This window comes from Pseudomonas oryzihabitans NBRC 102199, assembly GCF_000730625.1.
Taxonomy (GTDB): Bacteria; Pseudomonadota; Gammaproteobacteria; order Pseudomonadales; family Pseudomonadaceae; genus Chryseomonas; species Chryseomonas oryzihabitans.
This window is the reverse complement of the sequence record NZ_BBIT01000002.1, coordinates 396,907-420,415: the sequence shown is the minus strand read 5'-3', so window position 1 is coordinate 420,415 and position 23,509 is coordinate 396,907. Positions and strand designations below refer to the sequence as shown.

Sequence of the window (23,509 nt, the reverse complement as noted above, 5' to 3'; positions counted from 1 at the left end):
TGCCGTGCCAGCGCGAAAATCTCGCTATATCAGTGACTTAAGTGAAAACCTCGCCGCCTGGAAGTCCCTGACCGAACAGTTCCCCGGACAACTGTTGCTCGGGGAACAGCCCGGATGGCCGAACGCGGGCAGTCGCGCAAACCCGTCCCCGGGCTCTCCTCAACCCGCCGGATTCAACATCTCGCTGATCTTGTTCGCCAGCGCATCGATGGCGAAGGGCTTGGTGATGATCTCCATGTTGGCAGCAAGATAGCCCTCCACGTTCGAGCCTTCCGCATAGCCGGTCGCCAGCAGCACCTTGAGTTCCGGGCGGTTGGCCTGGGCCAGATCGGCCAGCTGGCGGCCATTCATGCCGGGCAGGCCCACGTCGGAGATCATCAGATCGATGCGCTGGGGATTTTCCAGGAACGGCATGGCTTCCTGGGCATTCCCGGCTTCGAGGGTCTGATAGCCTAGTTCGCCCAGCACTTCCACGATCAGCGACCGCACCACGGCTTCATCCTCGACGACCAGCACCACCTCCCCGACGCCAAGGGGAGCGCTGCGGCTTTCTTCGCTGGGCAGGATGTCCAGGTCACCGCCCAGGCACGGCATGTACAGCTGCACCTGGGTGCCCTTCCCCGGCTGGGATAGGATGCGGACCCCGCCGTTGGCCTGACGCATGTAGCCGTACACCATGGACAGCCCCAGGCCCGTCCCCTGACCGATCGGTTTGGTCGTATAGAAGGGCTCGAACACCTTGGCCAGCACCTCGGGCGTCATTCCCACTCCGGTATCGGCCACGGTGAGCGTCACGTAATCACCCTCGGCCAGATCCATCGCGGCACCCTCTTCCGGCGTGAGATGCACGGCTGCGGTGGTGATGGTGATGGTGCCGCCATCCGGCATGGCATCGCGGGCGTTGATGGCCAGGTTGATCACGGCGCTTTCCAGCTGGTTGGCGTCCATCCGCACCAGGGCCAGGCCCGCGGCCAGGTGCGTGGTGATGGTGATGTCTTCCCGGGTGGTGCGGTGCAGCAGGTCCTCCAGGGACGCCACCAGGGGATTGACCTCCAGGGGTTTCAGATCGAGGGTCTGGCGGCGGGAAAAGGCCAGCAGCCGCTGGGTAAGGGCCGCCGCGCGTTGCGCCGAGGTGACCGCCGCCGTGATGTAGCGCTCGTCATTCGTCTCGTCACCGCTGCGCCGACGCCGCTGCATCAGCTCCAGACTGCCGATGACCCCGGTGAGCAGATTGTTGAAATCATGGGCGATACCCCCGGTGAGCTGACCCACGGCCTCCATCTTCTGCGCCTGGTGCAGGGTGTCTTCCACGCGGGAACGCTCCGCCACCTCGGCCGCGACCCGCGCCTCGAGCGTTTCATTGAGGTCGGACAAGGCCTTTTCCGCCTGCTTGCGCGCGGTGATGTCCGCGCAGGTGCCGGTGACGTAGGACGGGTTGCCGGCGGCATCCCGGAAGACCTTGCCCTTGCTCAGGAGCCACTGTCTGCCTGCGTCGCGCTTCAGGCGAAACTCCACGACGAAATCCTTGCCATGGACGCATTCCGCCAGCGCTGCTCTGACGATGCCCCGGTCAGCGACATGCACATGGTCGAGGAAGCGCTCGACGGGTTCCGAGGTCAGGACGTCCGGCAAGCCGAACAGCTGCTGCAAGGCACTATCGCAATAGAAGCTGTGTTCATCGATGTACCAGTCGAAAATGCCTGCCTCGGAGGCCAGAAGGGCAGCGCGAAAGCGCTCGTCGGCAAGCTTCAGATGGGTGCGGGAATGTTGCTCGGCCAGCACCTGGTCAGTGACGTCTTCGGTCTGGTGGATGATGTAGAGAACCTCGCCCCGGTCATCCAGCACCGGGACATTCAGCGGACTCCAGTAACGGACCTCGAAACCACCCCCCTCGCTGGCTGGCCGGGGAATGTCGTACTTGGTGATCGCCATACGATCCGGTTTGCCGGTCTGCACCACCCGCTCCAGCGAGGCCCGCAGCACACCGGCCCCGAACTCCGACTGCCCGTCCGGGTTGCGGCCGAACACCTCGAAAATCGAGCGACCTATGCAGTCCTCCCGTCGGGTATTGGTACCGCGAACCCGCCCTTCGTTGGCCGCCACCATGATGAAATCGGGACCAGGCGTCAGTACCAGGACCAGGTGAGGCAGCGCCTCGAACAGCAGCTGAAAGTTTGGATCTTGACTCATTGTTACCTGCATGGGGCTTGTCATCTCTGAGCGCGCGGCGCTCGGATCGATGCCTCGCGGAAGCTGGAGGCACCGTCATCTGTACTCTTTCTGTGGAGGAATGGATCAGGGCTCAGTTCAAACAGGGAGACGAATCGCCCGTTCCGCGCACCGGGCATCCGTCGGTAGATACAGGGTGAACACCTGAGACCGGGCCTGCCCTACCGCTCTCGGCAGCTGCCCCAAAAGGATCGGTACCGGCGGATTCTACCGTTGCGCTTGGCGACAACGGATTCCTGCAGGCGGGCCTTTCCGATCACAGCTACGGCTTTCTGGACAAGCTGCGCTCAGCGGGTCCTTGGTCGTCCGAAAACCGCCCGTGGGACCGCCGGGGTGGCGGTCGGCTGGCCCCGCCCCCGCCCTCAGCGTCCGCTTCCCGCCAATCCGCCAAACCGCCGCCGGTAATCCCCCGGGCTCAGCCCCACGACCCGGGTAAAGACCTTGCGGAAGGCGCCTGGATCGCTGTAGCCGACCTCCCAGGCGACCCGTTCGAGCGGCAGGCGGCTGGCCTGCAGCAACTCGCGGGCACGGCCGACGCGCAGTTGCTGGCCGTAGGCGGTGGTGGTCATGCCGGTGGCCTGGCGAAAGCGGCGCAGAAAGGTACGAGGTTCCAGTCCGGCGCGTTGGGCCAGGGTGTCCAGGGCGAGGTCCTGGGCGCCGGTCGCCAGCAGCCATTCCTGTACGGCGAGGATGGCACTGTCGCCGTGGTTCAGGCGCGGCGAAAAGGCGCTGTAGTAGCGCTGCTGTCGGCCAGGCGGGTCGATGACCAGGGTCCGCGCGGTGTCGAGCATCCGCCTGGCGCCCAGGTAGCGGTCGACCAGGCGCAGACCGAGATCGGTCCAGGCCATGAGGCCGCCGGCGGTGACCAGGTCCTCGCCGTCGATGAGCAACTGGTCGGCGTCCAGACTCACGCGGGGGAAACGGGTGGCGAAGCGCTCGACATGCAGCCAGTGGGTGGTGGCGGTACGGCCATCGAGCAGACCGGTTTCCGCCAGCAGGAAGGCACCGGCACAGATCGAGGCCAGGCGCACGCCTTCGCCATGCTGCTGGCGCAACCAGTCACGATAGGGCGCGGCGGCGGCCGGGGAAATCGGCTCGGCCAGACTGGGCGGCAGGATCAGTACCTGGGGCGCGCCGCCTGTCCCGGGCAGGGAGTCGTAGACCCGCCTGGGCAGCGTCTCGCCCTCCTCCAGCCGCCAGTGGCTGACGCGCAACCGCGGGCGCTCGGCATCCTCCGCGGTCCCGGTGAGGCGCCCGGCGATCTCGAACAGATCGGTGAGGCCATGGACCGTCGCCTGTTGCACGCCGGGATAGAGCAGCAGGCCGAGTTCGATCGGTGGTTGATCGTGCATGTGTCGCTGGCGCCCCTGAAGTTGTCGGTCACGCCCCTTCGCCGGCGGGCGCGGTTGGCCAATCATGACCGGACCCAAAACCTGAAGCATCTTTCGAGAGGCTGGACATGAGCAAGCACGCCGTCGTCGTCATCGATCTGCAGAACGAGTACCTCCCCCGCGGCAAACTGCCCCTCAGCGGCATCGAGGCCGCGGTCGCCAATGCCGCGCGGATCATCGCCCACGCCCGTGACCAGGGCGTGCCGGTGATCCATGTGCAGCATCTGTCGCTGAGCGCCGAGGCGCCGATCTTCGTGCCCGGCAGCGATGGCGTCGAGATCCAGGCCGCCGTCGTGCCCCGCGCCGGCGAACCGGTGGTGGTGAAGCACTATCCCAATGCCTTTCGCGAAACCAATCTCAGGCAACTGCTGGACGAGCGCGGTATCGAATCGCTGGTGGTGGTGGGCGCCATGAGCCATATGTGCATCGACGCCGGCGTCCGCGCCGCGGCCGATCTGGGCTACGCCGTGACCGTGATCCATGACGCCTGCGCCACCCTGGATCTGGACTTCAACGGGGTTCGGGTGCCGGCGGCCCAGGTGCACGCCGCCCTGATGGCGGCGCTGGCCTTCGCCTATGCGAGCCTGGCGTCCACCGACGCCTATCTCGCCGGCCAGGGCACTGCGGCGCCCGAAGCGCCTTAAGTCACGCCCTGGTCAACCAGCTCCAGCCGCGCGACCCGGGTGCCGGGCGACAGTAGCGCGCCCGGCGCGATGACCGCATTGGCGCCCAGTCGGCAATTGTCGCCGATCAGGGCGCCGAACTTGATCACCCCGGTGTCTATCACCCGGTCTCCGTGGCGGATGCGGATGACCGCGCCGTCACTTTCATTGCGGTAGTTGGCGACGATGGCACCCGCCTCCAGATTCACCCCGCTGCCGATCAGCGAATCCCCAACGAAATTGAAGTGGGCGAGCTTGCTGCCATCCAGCAGCAGGCTGCTCTTCAGCTCGCAGGCGGGCCCCACCACGCAGTGGGCGCCCAGATGAACACCGCCGCGCAGATAGGCGCCCGCCGCCACCAGGGTGCCGGGCCCGATGATGACCGGCCCCTTGAGCACCGCGCCCGCCTCCACCACCGCGGTCTCATGGATAGCGCTGTCGCCCTGGCGCCGATAGCCGGGACCGAGCTGCGCCAGCAGCAGCCTGACCTGGTGCTCGCAGGCACCGGTTAGCGTCCAGGGCGGGGCAGCTTCCAGGCGCAGGCTGGGCCAGGCGGCGATGTAGGTGGCGATATCCAGATCAGGCATGACGGGCCTCGGCAGTGGTGAAACGCCCGCCGATTCTGACCTGAGTCCCCCACGGATGCTCGCTCCGCCGGGCGAACGGCTCAGCCGTCGCGCAGGCGCCCCAGATGACCGCTGAGCATGGCGGCGACGGTGCGGCAGGTGCTTTCCGCCGGCAGCTCCTCATCGAACAGCAGCTCCACGGTGGAGTGGATCAGCTCGACCACGATCCGCGCGACCTGGGCCACGGCGGCCGGTGGCACGCCGGGTAGCAACAGCACCAGCAACTCGGTCTGCTGCGCCGCGACCCGGCGGTGCGAATCCAGGCGCACGTGCTCCAGCGAGGGCACCGCGCGCAGCGCCTTTAGGATCCACATGCCACCGGCGGTCTCGGCGGTGACCCGGTAGGTATCCAGCAAAAGCCCGGTCAAGACGTCTTCCACCCGCTCCAAAGGACCGGCCAGCAGCTCGGCATTGATCCGCCCGTCTATCTGCGCATTCTGCTTTTCCAGCAGGCGCCGACCCAGTTCCTCCAGCAGGGCGTACTTGTTGGGAAAGTAGCGGTAGAGCGCCGGCGGGGTCAGCCCGGCGCAGTCGCAGACCAGATTGGTCGACAGCCGCTCGATGCCGACCTGACAGAGCACCTCCGCCGCCGCGGCCAGGATGCGTTCGTAGGTTTCCGCTGCCCGCTGCTGGCTGGGGCGGGCCTTGGGCGTGGCGCGGGAGGATGGAGCGGACTCTTTGGCGACCATGAAAAAGCTCTCGTCTAGACGAAAAAACACCTTGATGGGCAGTAAAATGATAGTTATAACTATCGTGTAGCGATAACTATCATATCAGCAACCGCGTTGCCCTTACTGCCTCCAGCCACAACCACAACAAACAGCAGGAGCCACCTCCATGAAAATACCCCTCGCGCTCGCCGTCGCCCTCTGGGCGCTACCCCTGGCGCCCGCTCTGGCCGCCGACACGGCACCTGTCCAGGGTCTCTGGCTGACCGCCGATCAGGGCGCCGCCGTCAGGGTCACGCCCTGCGCCGACAACGCCAGTGCCTTGTGCGGCACCATCGTCTGGGACAAGGACGCCGGCAATGCCCATGACACCTGCGGCACGCGCATCTTCCAGATGAGTCGCGACGACGGCGGCACCTGGCGCGACGGCTGGGTGTTCGATCCGCGCGATGGCAAGAAGTACAAGGGCTACGTCCGCCGCAAGGGCGACGACCTCAACATCCGCGCCTATGTCGGCACCGAGGTGCTCGGCAAGACCGAACAGCTCACCCCGCTGAGCACCCTCCCCGCCACCCCGCACTGCAGCTAAGCCACCGCAAGGAGCGACCCCATGAACCGGATTCTTCACCGCACCCAGGCGGCGGCCCTGCTGTGCCTGAGCGTTCTCGGCAGCGCGGTCCAGGCCGATGACGACCTGGCCAGCTATGCCCTGACCATCACCCCGCGCCTGCTCTCGGACGTGCGCAACCGCAGCATCTCGGACTCGCTCAATCGGCCGGGGGCCAAGGTCACCGTGGAATTCGCCCATGAAAGCGGCCTGATCGGCCTGGCGGAAATCGGCAGCGTGAGCAAGAAGCAGTTCCTCGACGGCGATGGCGCCAACGTCCTGCTGGCTGGCGGCTACCGCTTCGGCGACCCGGAAGCCTGGCACTTCGGCGTGGGCCTGGCAGGGGAATTCTTTCCCGGCGCCCACTTCAAGGCGCCCAGCCGCATCGATCCGGAGACCGGCGCCCCCGATGGCTTTCGCAGCACCAACTACAACAGCCAGTTCGCCGTGCTGGAGATCGGCTACGGGGCACTGCAGGGGCGCATCCTCAACGTGCTCTCGGAAAACTACCGCGGCGCCAACACCGCCGGCGTCTGCGGCGCCCAGCTGCAATTCAACCCCGACCCCACCAAGGGCCTGGAGTGCTATGCCAAGGGTGAGCACAACTCCCGCGGCAGCCTGCTCTACGACCTTGACTATCGCTACGAGCTGACCCCGCGCACCAGCCTCAAGCTGCACGCCGGCTACCAGCAGATCCGCAATTTCTCCGAGGCCAACTTCAGCGACTACGGCGTCGGCCTGGTGCATCGCCACTGGGGCTTCGACTTCGGCCTGGACTACCTGAGTCCCCATACCCGGGCGCGCGAACTCTACATCGCCGAAGACGGCGACCATCAGCGCGCGACGGACGAGGCCCGCTGGGTACTGTCCGTGGCCCGTCCCTTCTGAGCCGGCGCCCATGAAACCTCACGTCTTCGCCACGCCGCCCGCGCCGGCCCAGGCCACCGCCCTCGACGGCCTGGTGCTGGTGGTGGACCTCGGCACCTCCGGCTGCAAGAGCGCCCTGGTCACCCTTGGCGGCGAGGTGGTCGCCTGGACCTTCCATGGCGTCACCCTGCACGTCGAAGGGCACAGCGCCGAACAGGAACCGGAAGACTGGTGGCAGGCTTTCCTGCGCGGCGCCGGCGAATTGCTGGCGGCTGATCCGGCGCGGCGTCGGCGGGTGGTGGCGGTGTGCTGCTCGACCCAGACCGAGGGCACGGTGTGCGTGGACGCCAACGGCCAGGCCCTGGGCCGGGCGCTGCTCTGGCTGGACATGCGCGGCGCCGAATCGGTGGCGCGGCGGGTCGGCGGCGGTCGGCTGAAGGTGGCCGGGTACTCACCGTTCAAGCTGTGGCGCTGGATCCGTCTCACCGGTGGCGCGCCCTCGCTGTCGGGCAAGGATTCCGCCGGGCACATCGCCTATCTGCAGGACCACCAGCCGGAGCGCTATGCGCGCACGGTGAAGTTTCTCAATGTCCTCGACTTCATGAATCTGCGCCTCACCGGGCGCTGCTGCGCCACCGCCGATTCCATCTGCACCGCCTGGATCACCGACAACCGCGATTCGCGCCAGGTGAAGTACGACGCCGGGCTGATCCGCACCCTGGGCTTCGACCGCGACAAGCTGCCCGACCTGGTGGATTCGGCGGAGGTGATCGGCACCCTGACCGGCGCGGTGGCCGACCAGCTCGGCCTGCCGCGCAGCACGCCGGTGGTGGCCGGCTCGGTGGACACCTCGGCGGTGGCGGTGGGTTCGGCGGTAGAAGACTTCGCGCCGCACCTCTATCTCGGCACCTCCTCCTGGCTGGGCGCCCATGTGCCCTTCAAGAAGTCCGATGTCTTGCGCCATATGGCGGCCGTGCCCAGCGCGGTCAAGGGCCGCTACCTGGCCATGGCGCTGCAGACCGCGGCGGGCGCCAACCTGTCGTTCCTGCGCGACAAGGTGCTCTACCACCCGGACGAACTCCTCAGCGACGAACAGCACCCGGATCTCTATGCCCTGCTCGACCGCATCGCCGCCCGGGTGCCGGCCGGCGCCCGCGGGCTGCTCTACACCCCCTGGCTGTATGGCGAGCGCAGCCCGGTGGACGATCCCAGCCTGCGCGCGGCGCTGATCAACCTGTCGCTGGAGCACACGCGGGAAGACATCATCCGCGCCTTTCTCGAAGGGGTGGCGCTCAACACCCGCTGGATGCTGGAACCCTTCGGCCGCTTCCTCGGCCGCCGGCCAGAGCGGATCACCGCGGTGGGCGGCGGCGCCCAGTCCAATCTCTGGTGCCAGATCATGGCCGACGTCACCGGCCAGGTGATCGCCCAGCCCGATGCGCCGATCCAGGCCAATGCCCGGGGCTCGGCCTATATCGCCGCCGCCGGCATCGGCGCCCTGGCCTTCAGCGACGTGCCGGCGCTGCAGCGACCGCCGCGCCTCTACCAGCCCTGCCCCCAGGCGCGGGCGCGCTACGACGACAGCTACGCCACCTTTCTCGAAGTCCGCCGGCGCCTGGCGCCGCTCTATCGCCGCCTCAACCCCAACCAGGGAGCCCGACCATGAGCGATACCCTCGAAGCGCGCGAACAGGTGGTCGATCTCTGCCTGCACCTGGTGCGCCGCGGCTTCTTCGCCGCTACCGGCGGCAACCTGGCCCTGCGCCTGGACGCCGAGCGCATCGCGGTGACCCCCTCCGCCCTCGACTACTACCAGATGGGCGCGGAAGACGTCTGCATCCTGCGCCTGGCCGATCTGCACCAGCTCGAAGGCGATCGCGCGCCCTCGGTGGAAACCGGGTTGCACGCCCGGGTGCTGCGGCGCTTTCCGGCGGCGGGCTGCAGCCTGCACACCCACCAGCCGCTGGCCAGCGCCTGCACCCTGCTGGGCGAGGCCCTGAGCGTCGACGATCCCGAGCGCTGGCCCGAACTGGGCCGCCGCCTGCCGCTGGTGGGCTATGCCCCCTCCGGTACCGGCTGGCTGGCCAAGCGCCTGGATCGCGCCCTGAGCGCCGAGAGCCCGGCCTATCTGCTGCGCAACCATGGAGTGCTCTGCTACGGCGCCAGCGCGCGCCAGACCCTGGCGGTGCTGGAGCAGCTGGAAGCCTTCTGCGAGCACTACCTGGTCGGTCGTATCGCCAGCCGCCCAGGTGTCTCCGCAGCCGACAGCCTGGCGCGCCAGCGCCTGCTGACCACCCTCACCGCCTCCCTCCCGTCCTGAGGTCCGCCATGAATCAGCCCCTGACCACCCCGCCGCCCCTGGTACCCACGCCTCCGGCGATTTCCGCCTGGCCGGATACCGAGACGCTCTATCGCCGTTTCGACGCCCTGGTCAAACAGCCCATGCGCCCGCTGCGCCGCGAGGCGCTGGCCAAGGTCATGGGCTATTTCGACGAGCGCTGCCAGGGCTCGCGGCGGCTCGCCGAAGAAGCCAAGCGCTTCATTCCCGGGGGCATCCAGCACAACCTGGCGTTCAACCATCCCTTCCCCCTGGCCATCGCCCGGGCGGAGGGCGCGCACCTCACCGACGTCGACGGCAACCAGTACATCGACTTCCTCCAGGCCGGCGGCCCCACCCTGCTCGGCTCCAATCATCCCGGCGTGCGCGACCAGGTGCAGCGCATCCTCGCCGAGTGCGGCCCGGTCACCGGCCTGCTGCACGAATACGAGGTCAAGCTGGCCGAACTCGTTTGCCAGAGCGTGCCCGGCATCGACCAGGTGCGGTTGCTGGGCTCGGGCACCGAGGCGGCCATGGCCGCGGTACGCCTGGCGCGGGCCTATACCGGGCGCCGCTGGATCATCAAGATCGGCGGCGCCTACCACGGCTGGAGCGATCAGCTGGTGTACGGCATGCGCCTGCCCGGTACCGGGCGCATGGAGGCCCTCGGCATTCCCCGCGGCGCCACCGCCCACACCCAGGAAAGCCCGCCCAACGACCTCGAGGCCCTGCGCCGGCGCCTGCAATTCAATCGCCTGCGCGGCGGCACCGCGGCGGTGCTGGTGGAACCCTTCGGCCCGGAGAGCGGTACTCGCCCGGTGCATCCGCACTTCAACCGCGAGGTGCGCAAGCTCTGCGACGAATTCGGCGCCCTGCTGATCTTCGACGAGGTGGTGACCGGTTTTCGCGCCGGCATGGGCGGGGCCCAGGGCTACTTCAAGGTGCTGCCGGACCTCACCGTGCTCGGCAAATGCCTGACCGGCGGCTATCCCATGGCCGGGGCCCTGGGCGGCAAGGCCGAGGTCATGCAGCTGCTGGTGGGCGGCATCGGCACCTCGTCGAAGCGCGCCTTCGTCGGCGGCACCCTGTCGGCCAATCCGCTGTGCTGCGTGGCCGGCTACTACGCCCTCAAGGAGATCCAGCGGCTCGACGCCGCCGGCCAGGCCGGCCGCGCCGGCGATCGACTGCGCCAGGGCCTGGAGGAGATCATCCAGCGCCGCAACCTGCCCTATGTCGCCTACAACCTGGGTTCCATCGTCCACCTGCAGACCTCCGGGGTGCTGCTGCTCGACACCGGCAATCCGCTCAAGCTGCTGCGGGCGCGCAACGAGGCCAAGGCGCGCAAGCACATGATGGAAGAGATGGGCGCGGCCTACACCGCCCATGGCCTCATCACCCTGGCCGGCAGCCGCATCTACACCAGCCTGGCCGACACCGACGCCGTGATCGACGACGCCCTGGAGCGTTTCGACCGGGTCTTCCAACTGGTATGAGGCCGCCCATGAAAGCCGAATCGCGCCAGCAATGGCTGGATCTGCAGCAGCGTCTGGCCCGCCAGGGCGAGCGCTCGGCCCTGGCCCTGTCGGTGCGCATACCGGGGGCGGCGAGCCTCTGGTACGGCACCCTGGGCGATGCCGCGCCCTGCGAGATCGAGCTGGCCCGCCGCAGCGGCGCCGCCCTGGATCATGCACTCGTCTACCGGTCGCGACCGGATGTCGGCGCCATCATCCAGGGCGCGGGGCGCTACGGGCAGCATGTGGCGGACTTCGGCGGCCAGTTGCCGGAGCTGTTCGACGAGCAGGCCCGGCACCTGGGACGGATGGCGCCCGCGGTGGCCCGGGGCGATGCCCTGGCGGAAGCCCTGGCCGCGCGCGGCAACGTCCAGCTGCTCGGCGGCCAGCCACTGTGCCTGGGGACCACCGCCAGTCGCGCCGCCCTCAATGCCGAGCTGTTCGAGAAATGCGCCAAGGCCTACACCCTGGCCCAGGCCACCGGCGCGGTGCTCACCCGCCTGCCCTGGTGGGTGGTGCTGATCGCCACCCGCCGACTCCAGCGCGACCAGCGCGCCGCCGCCGAGGCCTTTCGTCAGGGCCGGCTGCCGGCGGAAAGCCGTGGTTACTAGCCACTCTTCGAAGGTAGACCCCATGACCGTCACCGCGCCCGCTCCGCCTCGCCAGGTCCAAGCCGCGCTGCTGCTGGGCTCCCTGGCGCTGCTCATCCTCGGCCTGCAGCCGCTGCTGCTCGGCGAGCTGTTCACCAGCGGCCGGGCCAGCCTCGACGGCCTCGGCCTGGTGGCCATGGGCGAGATCGTCGCCCTAGGCCTGGGCGTGATCGCCGGTGAGGCCCTGGGCCCGCGGCTGGGGCTGCCAGCCGTACTGTGGCCGGCGACGCTGCTGGCGGTCGCCGCCGACCTGGCCAGCGCCCAGGCCAGCGGTGATCTGCGGTTGCTCGGCCTGCGCGCCCTCGCCGGCCTTGGCGAAGGCCTGCTGCTCTGGGCGGCGGTGGCGCTGATCGTCCGTCAACCCACCGCCGAGCGGCTGTCCGGCCTGTTTATGGCTCTGCAGACCTTTTGCCAGGGCCTGCTGGCCGCCCTGCTGGCGCTGTGGATCCTGCCCCGGCTGGGCAGCGCCGGCGGCTTCCGGCTGCTGGCCGGTGTCACCGCCCTGGCCCTGCCGCTGACCGTCGCCCTGCCACGCCGGCTGGCGGCAGTGGACGTCCCTGGCAGCGCGCCGGTCCGCCATAGATGGCGACTGCCCCAGGCACTGCTGCTGGCCTTCGTCGGTTGCCAGCTGGCCGCCATCGGCGCGCTCTGGGCCTATCTGGAACCCTATGGCGAAGCCCTCGGACTGGACGCCGGCCAGGCCCAGACCCTGATCGCCGCCAGCTTCGCCGCCCAGCTGCTAGGCGGCCTGGCCGGCGCGGTCCTGGTGGCCTGGCTGCCGGCCGCCACCACCCTGACCCTGGCGACCCTGACGCTGGGCAGCCTGGCCGCGCTGATCTATGGCCTGGCGCCGGGGGCGCACCTGAGCTTCGTGCTGCTGTGCCTGACCTTCACCTTTCTCTGGCAGACCCTCACCCCCTTCCAGATCAGCCTGGCCCTGCGGCTGGACGCCAGTGGCCGCGTCGCCACCCTGGTGCCTTCGCTGCAACTGCTCGGCTGCGCCGCCGGCCCGGCGCTGGCGTCGCTCTGGCTGCAGGGCGCCGCGGTCCGACCGGCCGCGCTCACCAGCGCCCTGCTCGCCCTGCTGGCCCTGGGGCTGGCGGCCGTGCTCGCCCTCAGTGCCCGCCGCCCCCGGCCGGTACCGCGCTGGCGCTGGCAGCGCCCAGGCTGAATACTGCCGCCGTCGCCGTATCGTCCCCTTCCTGCCCCCTTGCGGACTGCTGCCATGAATGCACCCCTCCCCGATACCGCTCCCGCCCTGGGCGACCCCGAGATGCTGCAGCGGCTGTTCGCCGCCCAGGGACCGCGTGCCCTGGCCCTGCGCGGCTCCAGCGCCGCCGAGCGCCTGAGCCTGCTGCAGCGCCTGCATGGCGCCCTGGTGGCGCGGCGGGGGGCGCTCTATGCCGCCTTTCGCCAGGACTTCGGCAAGCCCGAGGTGGAGGTGGAACTGTCGGAGATCATGCCGGTGCTGGAGGAGATTCAGCACGCGCGCCGCCACCTGCGCCGCTGGATGAAGCCACGGCGGGTGCGCCCGACCCTGACCTCCCTCGGCTGCCCGGCGCACATCCACAGCCAGCCGCGCGGGCGCTGCCTGATCATCGGCCCCTGGAACTACCCGGTCTCCACCCTGCTCGGCCCCCTGGTGTCGGCCTTGGCGGCCGGCAACAGCGTGATGCTCAAGCCCTCGGAATTCACCCCGGCGGTCAACGCGGTACTGCGCGAACTGCTGGCCGAGGCCTTCACCCCGGACACCGTGGCCTTTTGCGAAGGCGATGTCTCCACCGCCCAGGCGCTCTTGGCGCTGCCCTTCGACCACTTCTTCTTTACCGGCTCCACCGCCGTGGGCCGCCTGGTGATGCAGGCCGCTGCCCGGCACCTGGCCTCGGTGACCCTGGAGCTGGGCGGCAAGTCGCCGGCGATCATCGACGCCAGCGCCGACCTGGACGCCGCCGCCGAGCTGCTGCTCTGGGGCAAATTCCTCAATGCCGGCCAGTCCTGCGTGGCGCCCGATCATGTCTTCGTCGCCCGCCGCCTGCTGCCGGCCTTCAAGGAGCGCTGTCGCGCCCTGCTGGTGCAGCGCTACGGCAGCGATGCCGCCGCCAGCCCGGACTATGCCCGACTCATTCACCAACGCCACGCCAGCCAGCTGATCGGACTGCTGGAACAGGCCCAGGCGGCCGGTGCCCAGCTGATCCACGGCGGCGCGCACGACGCGGCCGGGCGCTACCTCGCACCGACCCTGCTGGATTGCTCGGCCATCGACAGCCCCCTGGACAGCCAGGAGCTGTTCGGTCCGCTCCTGCCGGTGATCGCCTACGACGACTTGGAAGAGGTACTGCAGCGCATCGACGCCGGGCCCAAGCCCCTGGCGCTCTATCTCTGGAGTCGCGACCGCGACATCCAGCAGCGAGTCATCGCCCGCACCAGCTCCGGCAGCGTCGGCCTCAATCTGTGCATGCAGCAGTACACCCAGCTGCACCTGCCCTTTGGCGGCGTCAATCACTCCGGCAGCGGCAGCGCCCATGGCCAGGCCGGTTTTCGCACCTTTTCCCACGAGCGCAGCGTGCTCGCCGCCGGTCCGCTGCTGGCCGTTCGTCTGCTGCTGCCGCCCTATTCGCCCTTCAAGCTGCGGCTGGCGCAATGGGTGTCGCGCCTGACCGGAGGCGGCTAGGTCCAGTACGAGAACTGCCTGCGCATCGGCGATGCTTCGTTGGAAAAACCCCTGGATCGCCAGCCCGGTCGGAATGCTCCTTTACCGCACGTACACTGCGCTCCCTCTGCTTTTTGGTTGGTGAGCGCTACCCCTTTGAGCAGCCTTGGGCGGTTACTCCCGTTGGTCGTTTCAATCCGCCTCACCTTCGCTCGGCGACTTTCGTACCGGACCTGGAAAACGCCCAGCAGGGCACACCATCCGCCGGGAATGACGCCGCCAAGGATGCACGAGCGGCAAACCAGCCTTTAGAATGACGGGCCGCCAGCCTTGGGCGTGCCGATCTGCGATTGGCGCGGTCCAAGCCCGGCATGGGTTACCCTTGCACGTGAATTCTATTTGGAGCGGTGAGCTGAACGATGGGCTTTGAGCAACTAGCTGAACTACGCGACCGCCTGCGGGCCGAAAAAGCGCAGGTAAAGACCGAGAGCAACGAGCGGCCGGCGCGGAGACCTTCACCGAAAGCCAAGCCCCGCGAGCAGAAGCCCCGCGAGCAGGATCCGGTGGTCGAAGGCATCCGCCGTCTGCAAAAGCACTTCCCGCTGGCCTTCCCGGTCAATCCGGCACCCAAGGTGCCGCTCAAGGAAGGCATCCTGAAAGACGCCGAGCAGCACCTGGAGCGCCTGGGCATCACCGGTGATCAGCTCAAGCAGTCGATCGCCACCTGGTGTCGCGGCACCCGCTACTGGGCGGCCATGACCGAAAACGCCCCGCGCCTGGATCTGGATGGCCAGCCGGCTGGCACCGTGACCGCCTCCCAGGCGGTCTATGCCAAGCAGCAGGCACGCCGCCAGCGCGCCCAGGCCCGCCGTGAGCAGGCCAAGGCCAAGGCGGACACCGCCGCGCCTGCCGAAGCGCAAGCGCCTGCAGCGGCCGAGACCGTTGCCGCTCCCGCAGACGACGCCTCCGCCTGAGCCCCGCTGCCCCTGTCGCCCAGACAGGGGCAGTCGTTCCAGACGCCCGCCGCGTTAGGACAGCCGTCCCGGCAACTCGATGCGCATGACCGTCCCCCCACCCTCGCGCCCCAGGGCGACGATGCGGCCCTGATGCGCCGCGCAGATGGCGCGGGCGATGGACAGGCCCAGGCCACTGCCGCCAAGGTGCCGTGCCCGGGAGCTGTCGGCGCGCCAGAAGCGGTGAAAGACCCGCTCGCGATCGGCTTCGGCGATGCCCGGGCCGCGATCCCGGAATTCCAGCACCAGGCCCTCGGCCAGGGCCAGCTGGACGATCTCCAGTTCGCCGCCGCTGGCGCCATAGCGCAGGAAATTTTCCAGCAGGATGTTGAGCAACTGGCCGATGCGATGGCGGTCGGCGTACAGCCGTTGGCGGGGATCCAGTTCCAGGCGCAGCTGGATGGCCTCGGCCTGCAGCTGGGGCGCGAACCAGGCCAGCCGCTCCTCCACCAATGCCGCCAGGGCGAAGGGCCGCTGATCCAGCGCCAGTTGCCCGGCCTCGGCCAGCGACAGGGTGTGCAGATCGCCCACCAGGGTGTTGAGCAGGTCGAGCTGGCGCTTGACCATCTGCAACTGGCGGGCATCGGCGGGAAAGACCTCGTCGAGGATGCCCTGCACCCGCACCGAGGCGGCGTTGAGCGGGGTGCGCAGCTCATGGGCGAGGATGGCGCTGGAATCCCGCACGTCGCGCTCGTATTGCTGCAGCCGCGCGGTGAGGCTGTTGAAGTCCAGCGCCAGGCGGCGCAATTCCGCTGGCGCCGTCTCGGCCACCTCCAGGCGGGTCTCCAGATCGCCGGAGGCCACCCGCCGCGCCGCCGCGGCGATGGCGGAGAACTGGCTCGACAGCGGGCGTGACAGCCGAAAGCCGGCCAGCAGGATCAGCGGCACGGCCGCCAGCACCAGCCCCGCCAGCACCCACCAGTCGCGGCTGGCGATGCCGGGCAGGAAATAGCGCACCGGATAGTAGTGGCTGAACAGCGCCCAGAGTCGCGCCTCGTTTTCCTGCGGATCGGCGCGCAGCTGGAGGATTTCCGCCCGCGCCGCCTGGGGCACCTGGCGCAGCACCCACCAGTCGCCAAAGAGAAACCAGAGGTACATGCCGGCGGCGATCAGCAGCACCGCGCCCAAGGCCAGCAGGCTCATGCGCCAGCCGACCCAGCGCCCCAGCGGGGCCTGGCGCTTCATGAAAAGCGATAGCCGATGGCGCGCACCGTCACCGGCACGCCGGGAAGGCCTGCCGCTTCCAGCTTGCGCCTGAGGTTGTGCAGGTGGGTGTCCACCACCCGCGCCAGGGCTTCGCTTTCCGGCAGGCAGCGCTCCAGCAATTCCTCGCGGGTAAAGGCCTTGTGCGGAGTGCGCATCAGGGTGGCGAGCAGGCCGAATTCGGTGGGCGTCAGCTCCAGGGCCCGTGCCTCGACGGTGGCGCTGAAACGTTCCAGATCCACCGTCAGGGCGCCATGGCGCAGCCAGCGGTCATCGCGCGGCGCCTGGTGGCAGCGACGCAGCACCGCGTGCACCCGCGCCACCACCTCCTTGGGGTTGTAGGGCTTGACCACGTAGTCGTCGGCGCCATAGCGCAGGGCGCCGAGCTTTTCCGGCTCGTCGCCGATGGCGGTCACCATGATCACCGGGGTATCCCCGGCGCGGCGGATCTGTGCCAGCACCTCGGTGCCACCGAGGCGCGGCAGCATCATGTCGAGCAACACCAGATCGGGTCGCTCGCGCTGGAAGAGTTCCAGCCCCTGGCGACCGTCTTCGGCGAGGACGACCGCGAAGCCATCGCGCAGCAGATAGGCCTCCAGCACGCTGGCGCTGTCGGCGTCGTCTTCGACGATGAGTATGAGTTTGTCGCCCACGTCCGCTCTCTTGATCGAATCTAGACAATTCGCCGAAGGAATCTTGATTCGGCGTCCCTAGGCTGCGACCCATGCCTTGCACCGGGTCCGCCTGCCATGCCTTCACTCGCCGCTTCCATCACCTGCCAGTTGCTGCTGATCGGTCTGCTGGGCCTCAGCGGTTGCTCGCTGATTCCCGACTACCAGCGGCCGCCCCTGCCGGTGCCCGCGCACCAGGGGCTGTGGCACCGGCAGGACGCTGCCCCCGCGGCGGGCGTTGATCTCAGCCCTGACGAGCGCCAACTGCTGGCCGCGGTCAGCGCTGAAGCTCTCCTGCCAGAGCTGGTGGGCCAGGCGCTGGCGGGCAATCGAGACTACCGGATAACCCAGCTCAGGGTCGAGCAGGCGCGGGCGCAGCTGGGCGCGCGCCAGGCCGACCGCTGGCCCACCTTGGGCCTGGCGGTGCAGCGGCCGCGCCAGCGCTTCGCCGACCAGGCGCTGGACGAGCGCTACCAGCAGGACCTGGCCACCGCCACCCTCGGCGTGGACGCCTTCGAACTGGACTTCTTCGGGCGGGTAGCCAGCCTCGGCGAAGAGGCCCGCCACCAACTGTTGGCCAGCGCCTATGGCCAGCAGGCCGCGCGCGGCGCCTTGGTAGCCGAGGTGGCGCGCCTTTTCCTGCTGGCCCGCGAGGCCGATGCCCAGGTCGTCAGCGCCCAGGCCATGGCGGCCCTCAGCGATGAGCTGGTGCAGCGGACCCGGGCACGCATCGCCGCCGGCGACCTGGCCCCGGCTGCCCTGGAGCCCCTGACCCAGGCCGCCCTGGACGCACGGCAACTGGAGCAACAGCGCCTGAGCCAACGCACCCAGGCCTATGGGGCGCTGGCCTGGGTCACCGGCTACCGGCTGGCGCCCTCGCCCAGCGCTGCGCCTGCCCCGGCCGGTCCACCGCCGGAGCTGCCGGGCGAGCTGGCCGACCTGCCCTCCAGCCGCCTGCTGGAGCGTCTCGACGTACGCGCGGCCGAGGAGCGCCTGCAGGCGGCCAACGCCAGCATAGGCGCGGCCCGCGCCGCCTTTTTCCCGAGCATTCGCCTGAGCACCGCGGTGGGCCTGGCCAGTCCGCAACTGCAGGACCTGTTCAGCGCCCGTCAAGGGCTGCGCCTGCTGACGCCGTCGCTGTCCCTGCCGCTGTTCGACGGCGGGCGCAACCAGGCCAACCTGGACGCCGCCAGGACCGCTCGCGACCTGGCCCTGGCCGCCTACGAACGCACCCTGCAGGACGCCTTTCGCGAACTGGCCGACGGCCTGGAAGAGCGCCGCCTGCTGCTCGCGCAGCGGCAGACCCTGGCCGCCCAGCTGCAGTTGAGCCAGGCGCGCCGCCAGCGTCTGGCGCGCCAGTGGCAGGCCGGGGCCGGCGATCCCGGCGCCAGCCTGCAGGCCGGTCTCGACGGGTTGCGCGCCGGCGAGGCGCTGCGCCAGACCGGCCAGGCCCTGCGCCTCAATCGCCTGCGCCTGTACCGCGCCCTGCACGGCCTCGACCACCCTTCCGCCACCTGAGAGGACTCGCCATGACCCGCACCACCCTGCTGCCGCTGCTGCTCTGCCTGACACCCCTGGCCGGCCAGGCGGCCGACGCCTCGCCCTGGGGCGACCACACCGACGTCAGCCTCGGCCTGGTGGCCGGCGCGGTCGGTCGTTACATGGGTTCGGCCGCCTACCGGCCGCAGTTGCTGCCGCTGGTAGCAGTGCAGCATGGACCCTTCTTTGCCGACACCAGTCGCGGCCTCGGCCTGCAATGGCAGTCGGCCCAGGGACTGACCCTCAGCGGGGCCCTGAACTACGACTTCGGCCGCGATGACCGCGACAACGCCTCGCGGCCAGGCGCCGACCGCTTGAAGGGTATGGGCGAGGTCGACGGCGCCACGGTGCTGGACCTCAATCTGAGCCAGGCCCTGGCGCCCTGGCTCAGCCTCAACGCCGAGGGCGAATGGCGACTGGCCGGGGCCCAGCGCGGCAATCGCTATCGCCTGGGCGTGGAAGCCATCGGCCTGCACACCGACCAGGACACCCTGGCGCTGGATCTCGACGCCCACGCCGGTGACAGCCGCTTCAACCAGACCTATTTCGGCGTCACCGCCGCCCAGAGCGCCGCCAGCGGCTTCGCCCCGGCGCGGCTCGACCGGGGCATCTATGCCTATTCCGCCGCGCTGAACTGGTTGCACGCCTTCGATCCGCACTGGAGTTCGGTGGCGACCCTGACCACCACCTACTACGGCGACCAGGCACGCGACAGCCCGCTGCGGCAGCGCGCCACCGCCACCACCGCCCAAGTCGCCCTGACCTACAGCTTCTGATCCTGGAGCCCGCCATGCCTGGCCCGCGCCTGACCTCCGCCCTCGCCTTACTCCTGCTGCTGCCCCTGCTGGGCGGCTGTTCACCCGATGAACGCCCCGGTCCGGTGCCCCTGCGCACCGTCAAGCTCGCGCCGGTCGCGCGCCTTGCGGCCCAGGCCCCGCTGCTACCCGGCCTGGTGCGCCAGACGCACAGCTCGGCGCTGGCCTTCGAAAATGGCGGCCGGGTGCTGAGGGTGGCCGTGGACGTGGGTGCCCGGGTCGCGGCCGGGCAACTGCTCGCCGAGCAGGACGCCGAACCGGCACGCCTGCGCCTGGCCCAAGCCAGCGCCCGGGTGCAGGCCGCTCGGGTGGAGCTGGACCAGCGCCGCGCCGGGCAGCGGCGTGCTCGGCAGCTGTTCGCCGACGGCAACCTGGCCAAGGCCGAGCTGGAAGCCGCCGACGCCGCCCTGGGTGCGGCCCAGGCCCAGCAAGGAGGCGCCGAGGCGGAACTGGCCCTGGCGCGCCGCGCCCTGGCCCAGACCCGGCTGATAGCGCCCTTCGCTGGCCAGATCGTCCTGCGCGCGCCGGAGCCGCTGCGGCTGGTGGGCGCGGGCGAGACCCTGTTCGGGCTGCAGGCCGACGGCGAACGTCAGGTGGTGGTGCAGGTGCCGGCCGCCCTGGCCCAGGGGCTGGCGCCCGGCACTCAGGCCCAGGCCTATGCCACGCGCGACGGCGCGCCCCTGCCGCTCCGGCTGGTCGGTCTTTCACCGCGTGCCGAGCAGGGCCTGCTGCAGGAAGCGGTCTTCGCCCTCGACCAGGAAGCACCGGCCCTGCCCAGCGGCAGCCTGCTAGACGTGCGTCTGCCGCTGCCAGCCCAGGCGCAGCTGGCCGTGCCCCTGGGCGCGCTGCTGCCCGGTCAGAGCGGCAGCGCCGGTCAGGTCTATGTCTACCAGCCGGAGACCCAGCAGGTGAAACCGCGCCCGGTCACGGTGGCGGCCCTGCAGCAGGGCCAGGCGCTGATCGCCAGCGGTCTCGCCGAGGGTGAGCAGATCGTGGTGGCCGGCGCCGCCTTCCTGCGCGCGGGCGAGCATGTGCTGCCCTATCGGCCCGGCACCGTGCTCACGGGGGAGTAAGTTATGTCCCTGACCGCTTTCGCCCTGCGCCGGGGTCGCCTGGTGCTCTTTGTCGCCCTGGCCCTGCTGCTCGGCGGTCTCTATGCCTTTCTCGGCTTTCCCTCCCAGGAGGAGCCCAGCGTCACGGTGCGCGACGCCCTGGTCAGCGTCGCCCTGCCCGGCCTGCCCAGCGACCGGGTGGAAGAGCTGCTGGCCAAGCCGCTGGAAGACCGGCTGCGCGAATTGCCCGAACTCAAGACCCTGGTGACCACCCTGAGACCCGGCCAGGCCATCGTCCAGCTCACCGCACGGGACGAGATCACGGACCTGCCGGCGCTCTGGCAACGGGTGCGCAACAAGGTCGCCGAGGTGGCGCAAGAGCTGCCCGAAGGCACCCAGGGGCCGGTGGTGGACGACGACTTCGGCCGGGTGGCAGTGGCGTCCATCGCCGTGACCGCGCCCGGCTTCAGCCCGAGCGAACTGCGCAGCGAAGCCGAACGGCTGCGTCGGGCGCTCTATGATCTGCCCGGGGTGGATCGCATCGCCCTCTATGGCCTGCAGGAAGACCGCGTCACCCTCGAACTGGACGCCACCGCCCTGGCGCGGACCGGTCTTTCGCCCCAGGCCCTGCTGGCGCAGCTGCGGGCGCGCAACGCACTGGTCAGCGGCGGCAGCCTGCGCCAGGGCGACCGTACGCTGAGCCTGGCCATCGGCGGCGAACTGGCCGATCCCGCCGCGCTGCGCGCCGTGCCGATCCAGCTGGCCGACGGCCGCGCCGTGCCCCTGGCCGAGCTGGCCCGGGTGCGGGTCGAACCCGCGCAGCCGGTGCGCAGCGCCGCCTTCTATCGCGGCGAGCGCGCCCTGGTGCTGGGCATCGCCATGACCCCGGGACGCAACGTGGAAGCCTTCGGCGCTGCGCTGCACGACCGGCTCAAGGCCCTGGAGGCCAGCCTGCCCGCCGGGTTCGCCCTGCACCGGGTGACCTTCCAGGCCGAGGTGGTCCATCACGCCATGGCGCGCATGCAGCACGTGCTGATGGAAACCATGGTGATCGTCATGGCGGTGGTCATGCTGTTCCTGGGCTGGCGCCTGGGCCTGATCGTCGGCGCCATCGTGCCGCTCACGGTACTGGCCACCCTGCTGGTCATGCGCGCCCTGGGCATCGAGTTGCAGACGGTGTCCATCGCCGCGCTGATCCTGGCGCTGGGACTGCTGGTGGACAACGGCATCGTCATCGCCGAGGACATCGAACGACGCCTACGCGCCGGCGAGGACCGCCGCGCCGCCTGCGAGGCCGCCGGTCGGACCCTGGCCATCCCGCTGCTCACCTCGTCGCTAGTGATCATCCTGGCCTTCTCGCCGTTCTTTCTCGGCCAGACCAGCACCAATGAATACCTGAGGTCCCTGGCCGTGGTGCTGGCGCTCACCCTGCTGGGCTCCTGGGCGCTAAGCCTGACGGTGACGCCGCTGCTCTGCCTGCGCCTGGTGCCGGATCCCACCCATACCGGCGCCAGCACCGACAGCGCCCTGCACCGGGGCTATCGCCGGCTGCTGGAAGCCCTGCTGCGGCACCGGCTGGCCTATCTGCTGGCCATGCTCGGGCTGCTGGTGTTGGCCACCCTCAAGGTGCTCAGCCTGCCCTACGACTTCCTGCCGCCCTCGGATCGCAATCAGTTCCAGATCCCCATCCAGCTGGAACCCGGCACCTCGGCCGAGCGCACCCTGGACCTCATGCAGGGCTTCAGCCGCTGGCTGGGCGCGGATGCCGATATCGTCGAGAGCATCGGCTACGTCGCCGAGGGCGGTCCGCGCATCGTGCTGGGGCTCAATCCGCCGTTGCCCGGTCCCAATGTCGCCTATTTCACCGTGACCACTCGCCCGGACGCCGATCTCGCCCAAGTGATGACGCGAGTCGGGAATGAGCTGGCGCGCGGCTATCCCGAGGTGCGCGCCCAGCCCAAGCGCTTCTCCCTGGGCACCACCGAAAGCGGCCTGGCGGTATATCGCCTGAGCGGGCCGGACGAGGCGGTCCTGCGTCAGCTGGGCAGCGATCTTGCCGACCTGCTCGCCGCCGTCCCCGGGACCCGCGACATCCAGGACGACTGGGGTCCGCGGCTGCTGCGCTATCAGGTCGAGGTCGACCCGGCCCGGGCCCGCGCCGCCGGACTCGACCGGCGCGACCTGGCCCAGACGCTGCAACTGGCCGGCGACGGCCTGAGCGGCGCCCGGTTGCGCGATGGCCAGTATGCGGTCGAAATCGCCGTGCGCAGCCCTGCCCCTGACGGCGATCCTGGCAGCCTGCTGGTCTATCCCCAGGGCGGCGGCGCGCCGCTGCCGCTGGCGGCGGTGGCCCGGATCGAGCTGGCCAGCGAGGCCGGGGTCAAGGTCAGACGCAATCTGCAGCGCACCCTCACGGTCAGCGCGCGCAATCCCGGCATGACCGCCGCCACCCTGGTCGCCACCCTCGCGCCCCAGTTGCCGACCCTGCAGTTGCCGCCCGGCTACCGCCTGGAGCTGGGCGGCGAGAGCGAGGATTCCGCCGCCGCCAACGACGCCCTGCTGCGCTACCTGCCGCTGGCCGCCGTGGCCATGCTGCTACTGTTCCTCTGGCAATTCGACTCCTGGCGCAAGGTGCTCATCATCGTTGCCAGCATCCCCTTCATCCTCATCGGCGTGGCCCTGGCGCTCTGGCTGAGTGGCCATCCCTTCGGCTTCATGGCCACCTTCGGCCTGCTGTCTCTGGCCGGCATCATCGTCAACAACGCGGTCTTGCTGCTCGAACGCATAGAAGCCGAACGCCAGGCCGGCAAGCCCCTGATCCCGGCGCTGCTCGACGCCGCCGGCGAGCGCCTGCGGCCGATCATCATGACCAAGCTGACCTGCATCCTCGGTCTCATCCCGCTGATGCTCTTTGCCGGTCCCCTGTGGACGGGCATGGCCATCAGCATGATCGGCGGCCTGGCCCTGGGCACCCTGGTGACCCTGGGGCTGATCCCGGTGCTCTATGGCTTGCTCCATGGGCGCCGTTAGCGGGCAACC

20 protein-coding genes are annotated in these 23,509 nt (G+C 69.7%); 14 read left to right on the top strand and 6 right to left on the bottom strand.

Annotated features, from left to right (window positions below):
• Window positions 1–159 precede the first annotated feature (159 nt).
• Window positions 160–2,190: a hybrid sensor histidine kinase/response regulator gene (locus POR01S_RS03390; protein ID WP_042133751.1), complete on the bottom strand. Its 2,031-nt coding sequence runs from the start codon at window positions 2,188–2,190 to the stop codon at window positions 160–162.
• Window positions 2,191–2,591: 401 nt separating this feature from the next.
• Entirely contained in the window at window positions 2,592–3,581 is a 990-nt protein-coding gene (locus POR01S_RS03385; RefSeq protein WP_042133749.1) for a GlxA family transcriptional regulator, read from the bottom strand.
• 107 nt (window positions 3,582–3,688) lie between these two features.
• Between POR01S_RS03385 and POR01S_RS03380 the strand changes: the two genes are divergently transcribed.
• Window positions 3,689–4,264, top strand: a complete 576-nt coding sequence (locus tag POR01S_RS03380) for a cysteine hydrolase family protein (protein WP_027602080.1) — start codon at window positions 3,689–3,691, stop codon at window positions 4,262–4,264.
• On the opposite strand, the gene POR01S_RS03375 is transcribed toward POR01S_RS03380, so the two are convergent.
• Entirely contained in the window at window positions 4,261–4,869 is a 609-nt protein-coding gene (locus tag POR01S_RS03375) for a DapH/DapD/GlmU-related protein (RefSeq protein ID WP_042133748.1), read from the bottom strand. The two genes, POR01S_RS03380 and POR01S_RS03375, sit on opposite strands and share 4 nt — an antisense overlap.
• An 80-nt stretch (window positions 4,870–4,949) precedes the next feature.
• Window positions 4,950–5,597 (bottom strand): TetR/AcrR family transcriptional regulator, encoded by a 648-nt coding sequence (locus POR01S_RS03370; RefSeq protein ID WP_042133746.1) that lies wholly within the window; start codon window positions 5,595–5,597, stop codon window positions 4,950–4,952.
• A gap of 148 nt (window positions 5,598–5,745) precedes the next feature.
• Between POR01S_RS03370 and POR01S_RS03365 the strand changes: the two genes are divergently transcribed.
• The 9 genes from POR01S_RS03365 (at window position 5,746) to POR01S_RS03325 (ending at window position 15,151) form a co-directional block, all read left to right on the top strand.
• Complete coding sequence (locus POR01S_RS03365) at window positions 5,746–6,165, top strand: DUF2147 domain-containing protein (protein WP_042133744.1); 420 nt, start codon at window positions 5,746–5,748, stop codon at window positions 6,163–6,165.
• A gap of 21 nt (window positions 6,166–6,186) precedes the next feature.
• On the top strand, window positions 6,187–7,071 hold the full coding sequence (locus tag POR01S_RS03360) for a TorF family putative porin (RefSeq protein ID WP_027599631.1): 885 nt from the start codon (window positions 6,187–6,189) through the stop codon (window positions 7,069–7,071).
• Between the two features lie 10 nt (window positions 7,072–7,081).
• Window positions 7,082–8,716 (top strand): xylulokinase, encoded by a 1,635-nt coding sequence (locus tag POR01S_RS03355; RefSeq protein ID WP_042133742.1) that lies wholly within the window; start codon window positions 7,082–7,084, stop codon window positions 8,714–8,716.
• Window positions 8,713–9,369: a class II aldolase/adducin family protein gene (locus tag POR01S_RS03350; RefSeq protein ID WP_027599633.1), complete on the top strand. Its 657-nt coding sequence runs from the start codon at window positions 8,713–8,715 to the stop codon at window positions 9,367–9,369. The genes POR01S_RS03355 and POR01S_RS03350 overlap by 4 nt, the downstream gene beginning before the upstream one ends.
• Before the next feature lie 8 nt (window positions 9,370–9,377).
• Window positions 9,378–10,859 (top strand): aspartate aminotransferase family protein, encoded by a 1,482-nt coding sequence (locus POR01S_RS03345; RefSeq protein WP_042133740.1) that lies wholly within the window; start codon window positions 9,378–9,380, stop codon window positions 10,857–10,859.
• A gap of 8 nt (window positions 10,860–10,867) precedes the next feature.
• A complete protein-coding gene (locus POR01S_RS03340) occupies window positions 10,868–11,488 on the top strand; it encodes a hypothetical protein (RefSeq protein ID WP_007158631.1) in 621 nt (206 codons plus the stop codon).
• 22 nt (window positions 11,489–11,510) lie between these two features.
• On the top strand, window positions 11,511–12,698 hold the full coding sequence (locus POR01S_RS03335; protein WP_042133738.1) for a hypothetical protein: 1,188 nt from the start codon (window positions 11,511–11,513) through the stop codon (window positions 12,696–12,698).
• Between the two features lie 54 nt (window positions 12,699–12,752).
• Window positions 12,753–14,198: an aldehyde dehydrogenase family protein gene (locus tag POR01S_RS03330; RefSeq protein ID WP_042133736.1), complete on the top strand. Its 1,446-nt coding sequence runs from the start codon at window positions 12,753–12,755 to the stop codon at window positions 14,196–14,198.
• Window positions 14,199–14,596: 398 nt separating this feature from the next.
• Entirely contained in the window at window positions 14,597–15,151 is a 555-nt protein-coding gene (locus POR01S_RS03325) for a ProQ/FinO family protein (protein WP_027599636.1), read from the top strand.
• A 54-nt stretch (window positions 15,152–15,205) separates the two neighbouring features.
• Here POR01S_RS03325 and POR01S_RS03320 read toward each other — a convergent pair whose 3' ends face one another.
• Window positions 15,206–16,375 (bottom strand): sensor histidine kinase, encoded by a 1,170-nt coding sequence (locus POR01S_RS03320; RefSeq protein WP_042133733.1) that lies wholly within the window; start codon window positions 16,373–16,375, stop codon window positions 15,206–15,208.
• The gene (locus POR01S_RS03315) at window positions 16,372–17,046 is read right to left on the bottom strand and encodes a response regulator (RefSeq protein WP_027602071.1); all 675 of its coding nucleotides are present in this window, start codon (window positions 17,044–17,046) and stop codon (window positions 16,372–16,374) included. The genes POR01S_RS03320 and POR01S_RS03315 overlap by 4 nt, the downstream gene beginning before the upstream one ends.
• Window positions 17,047–17,142: 96 nt before the next feature.
• Here POR01S_RS03315 and POR01S_RS03310 point away from each other — a divergent pair, with 96 nt between their 5' ends.
• From POR01S_RS03310 to POR01S_RS03295, 4 genes are read left to right on the top strand one after another with little or no spacing between them, the layout of a single operon-like run.
• A complete protein-coding gene (locus tag POR01S_RS03310; RefSeq protein WP_042133731.1) occupies window positions 17,143–18,582 on the top strand; it encodes a TolC family protein in 1,440 nt (479 codons plus the stop codon).
• Between the two features lie 11 nt (window positions 18,583–18,593).
• Entirely contained in the window at window positions 18,594–19,379 is a 786-nt protein-coding gene (locus tag POR01S_RS03305; RefSeq protein WP_042133729.1) for a MipA/OmpV family protein, read from the top strand.
• Between the two features lie 14 nt (window positions 19,380–19,393).
• Entirely contained in the window at window positions 19,394–20,491 is a 1,098-nt protein-coding gene (locus tag POR01S_RS03300) for an efflux RND transporter periplasmic adaptor subunit (protein ID WP_042133727.1), read from the top strand.
• A gap of 3 nt (window positions 20,492–20,494) precedes the next feature.
• The gene (locus tag POR01S_RS03295) at window positions 20,495–23,500 is read left to right on the top strand and encodes an efflux RND transporter permease subunit (protein ID WP_042133725.1); all 3,006 of its coding nucleotides are present in this window, start codon (window positions 20,495–20,497) and stop codon (window positions 23,498–23,500) included.
• Window positions 23,501–23,509 lie beyond the last annotated feature (9 nt).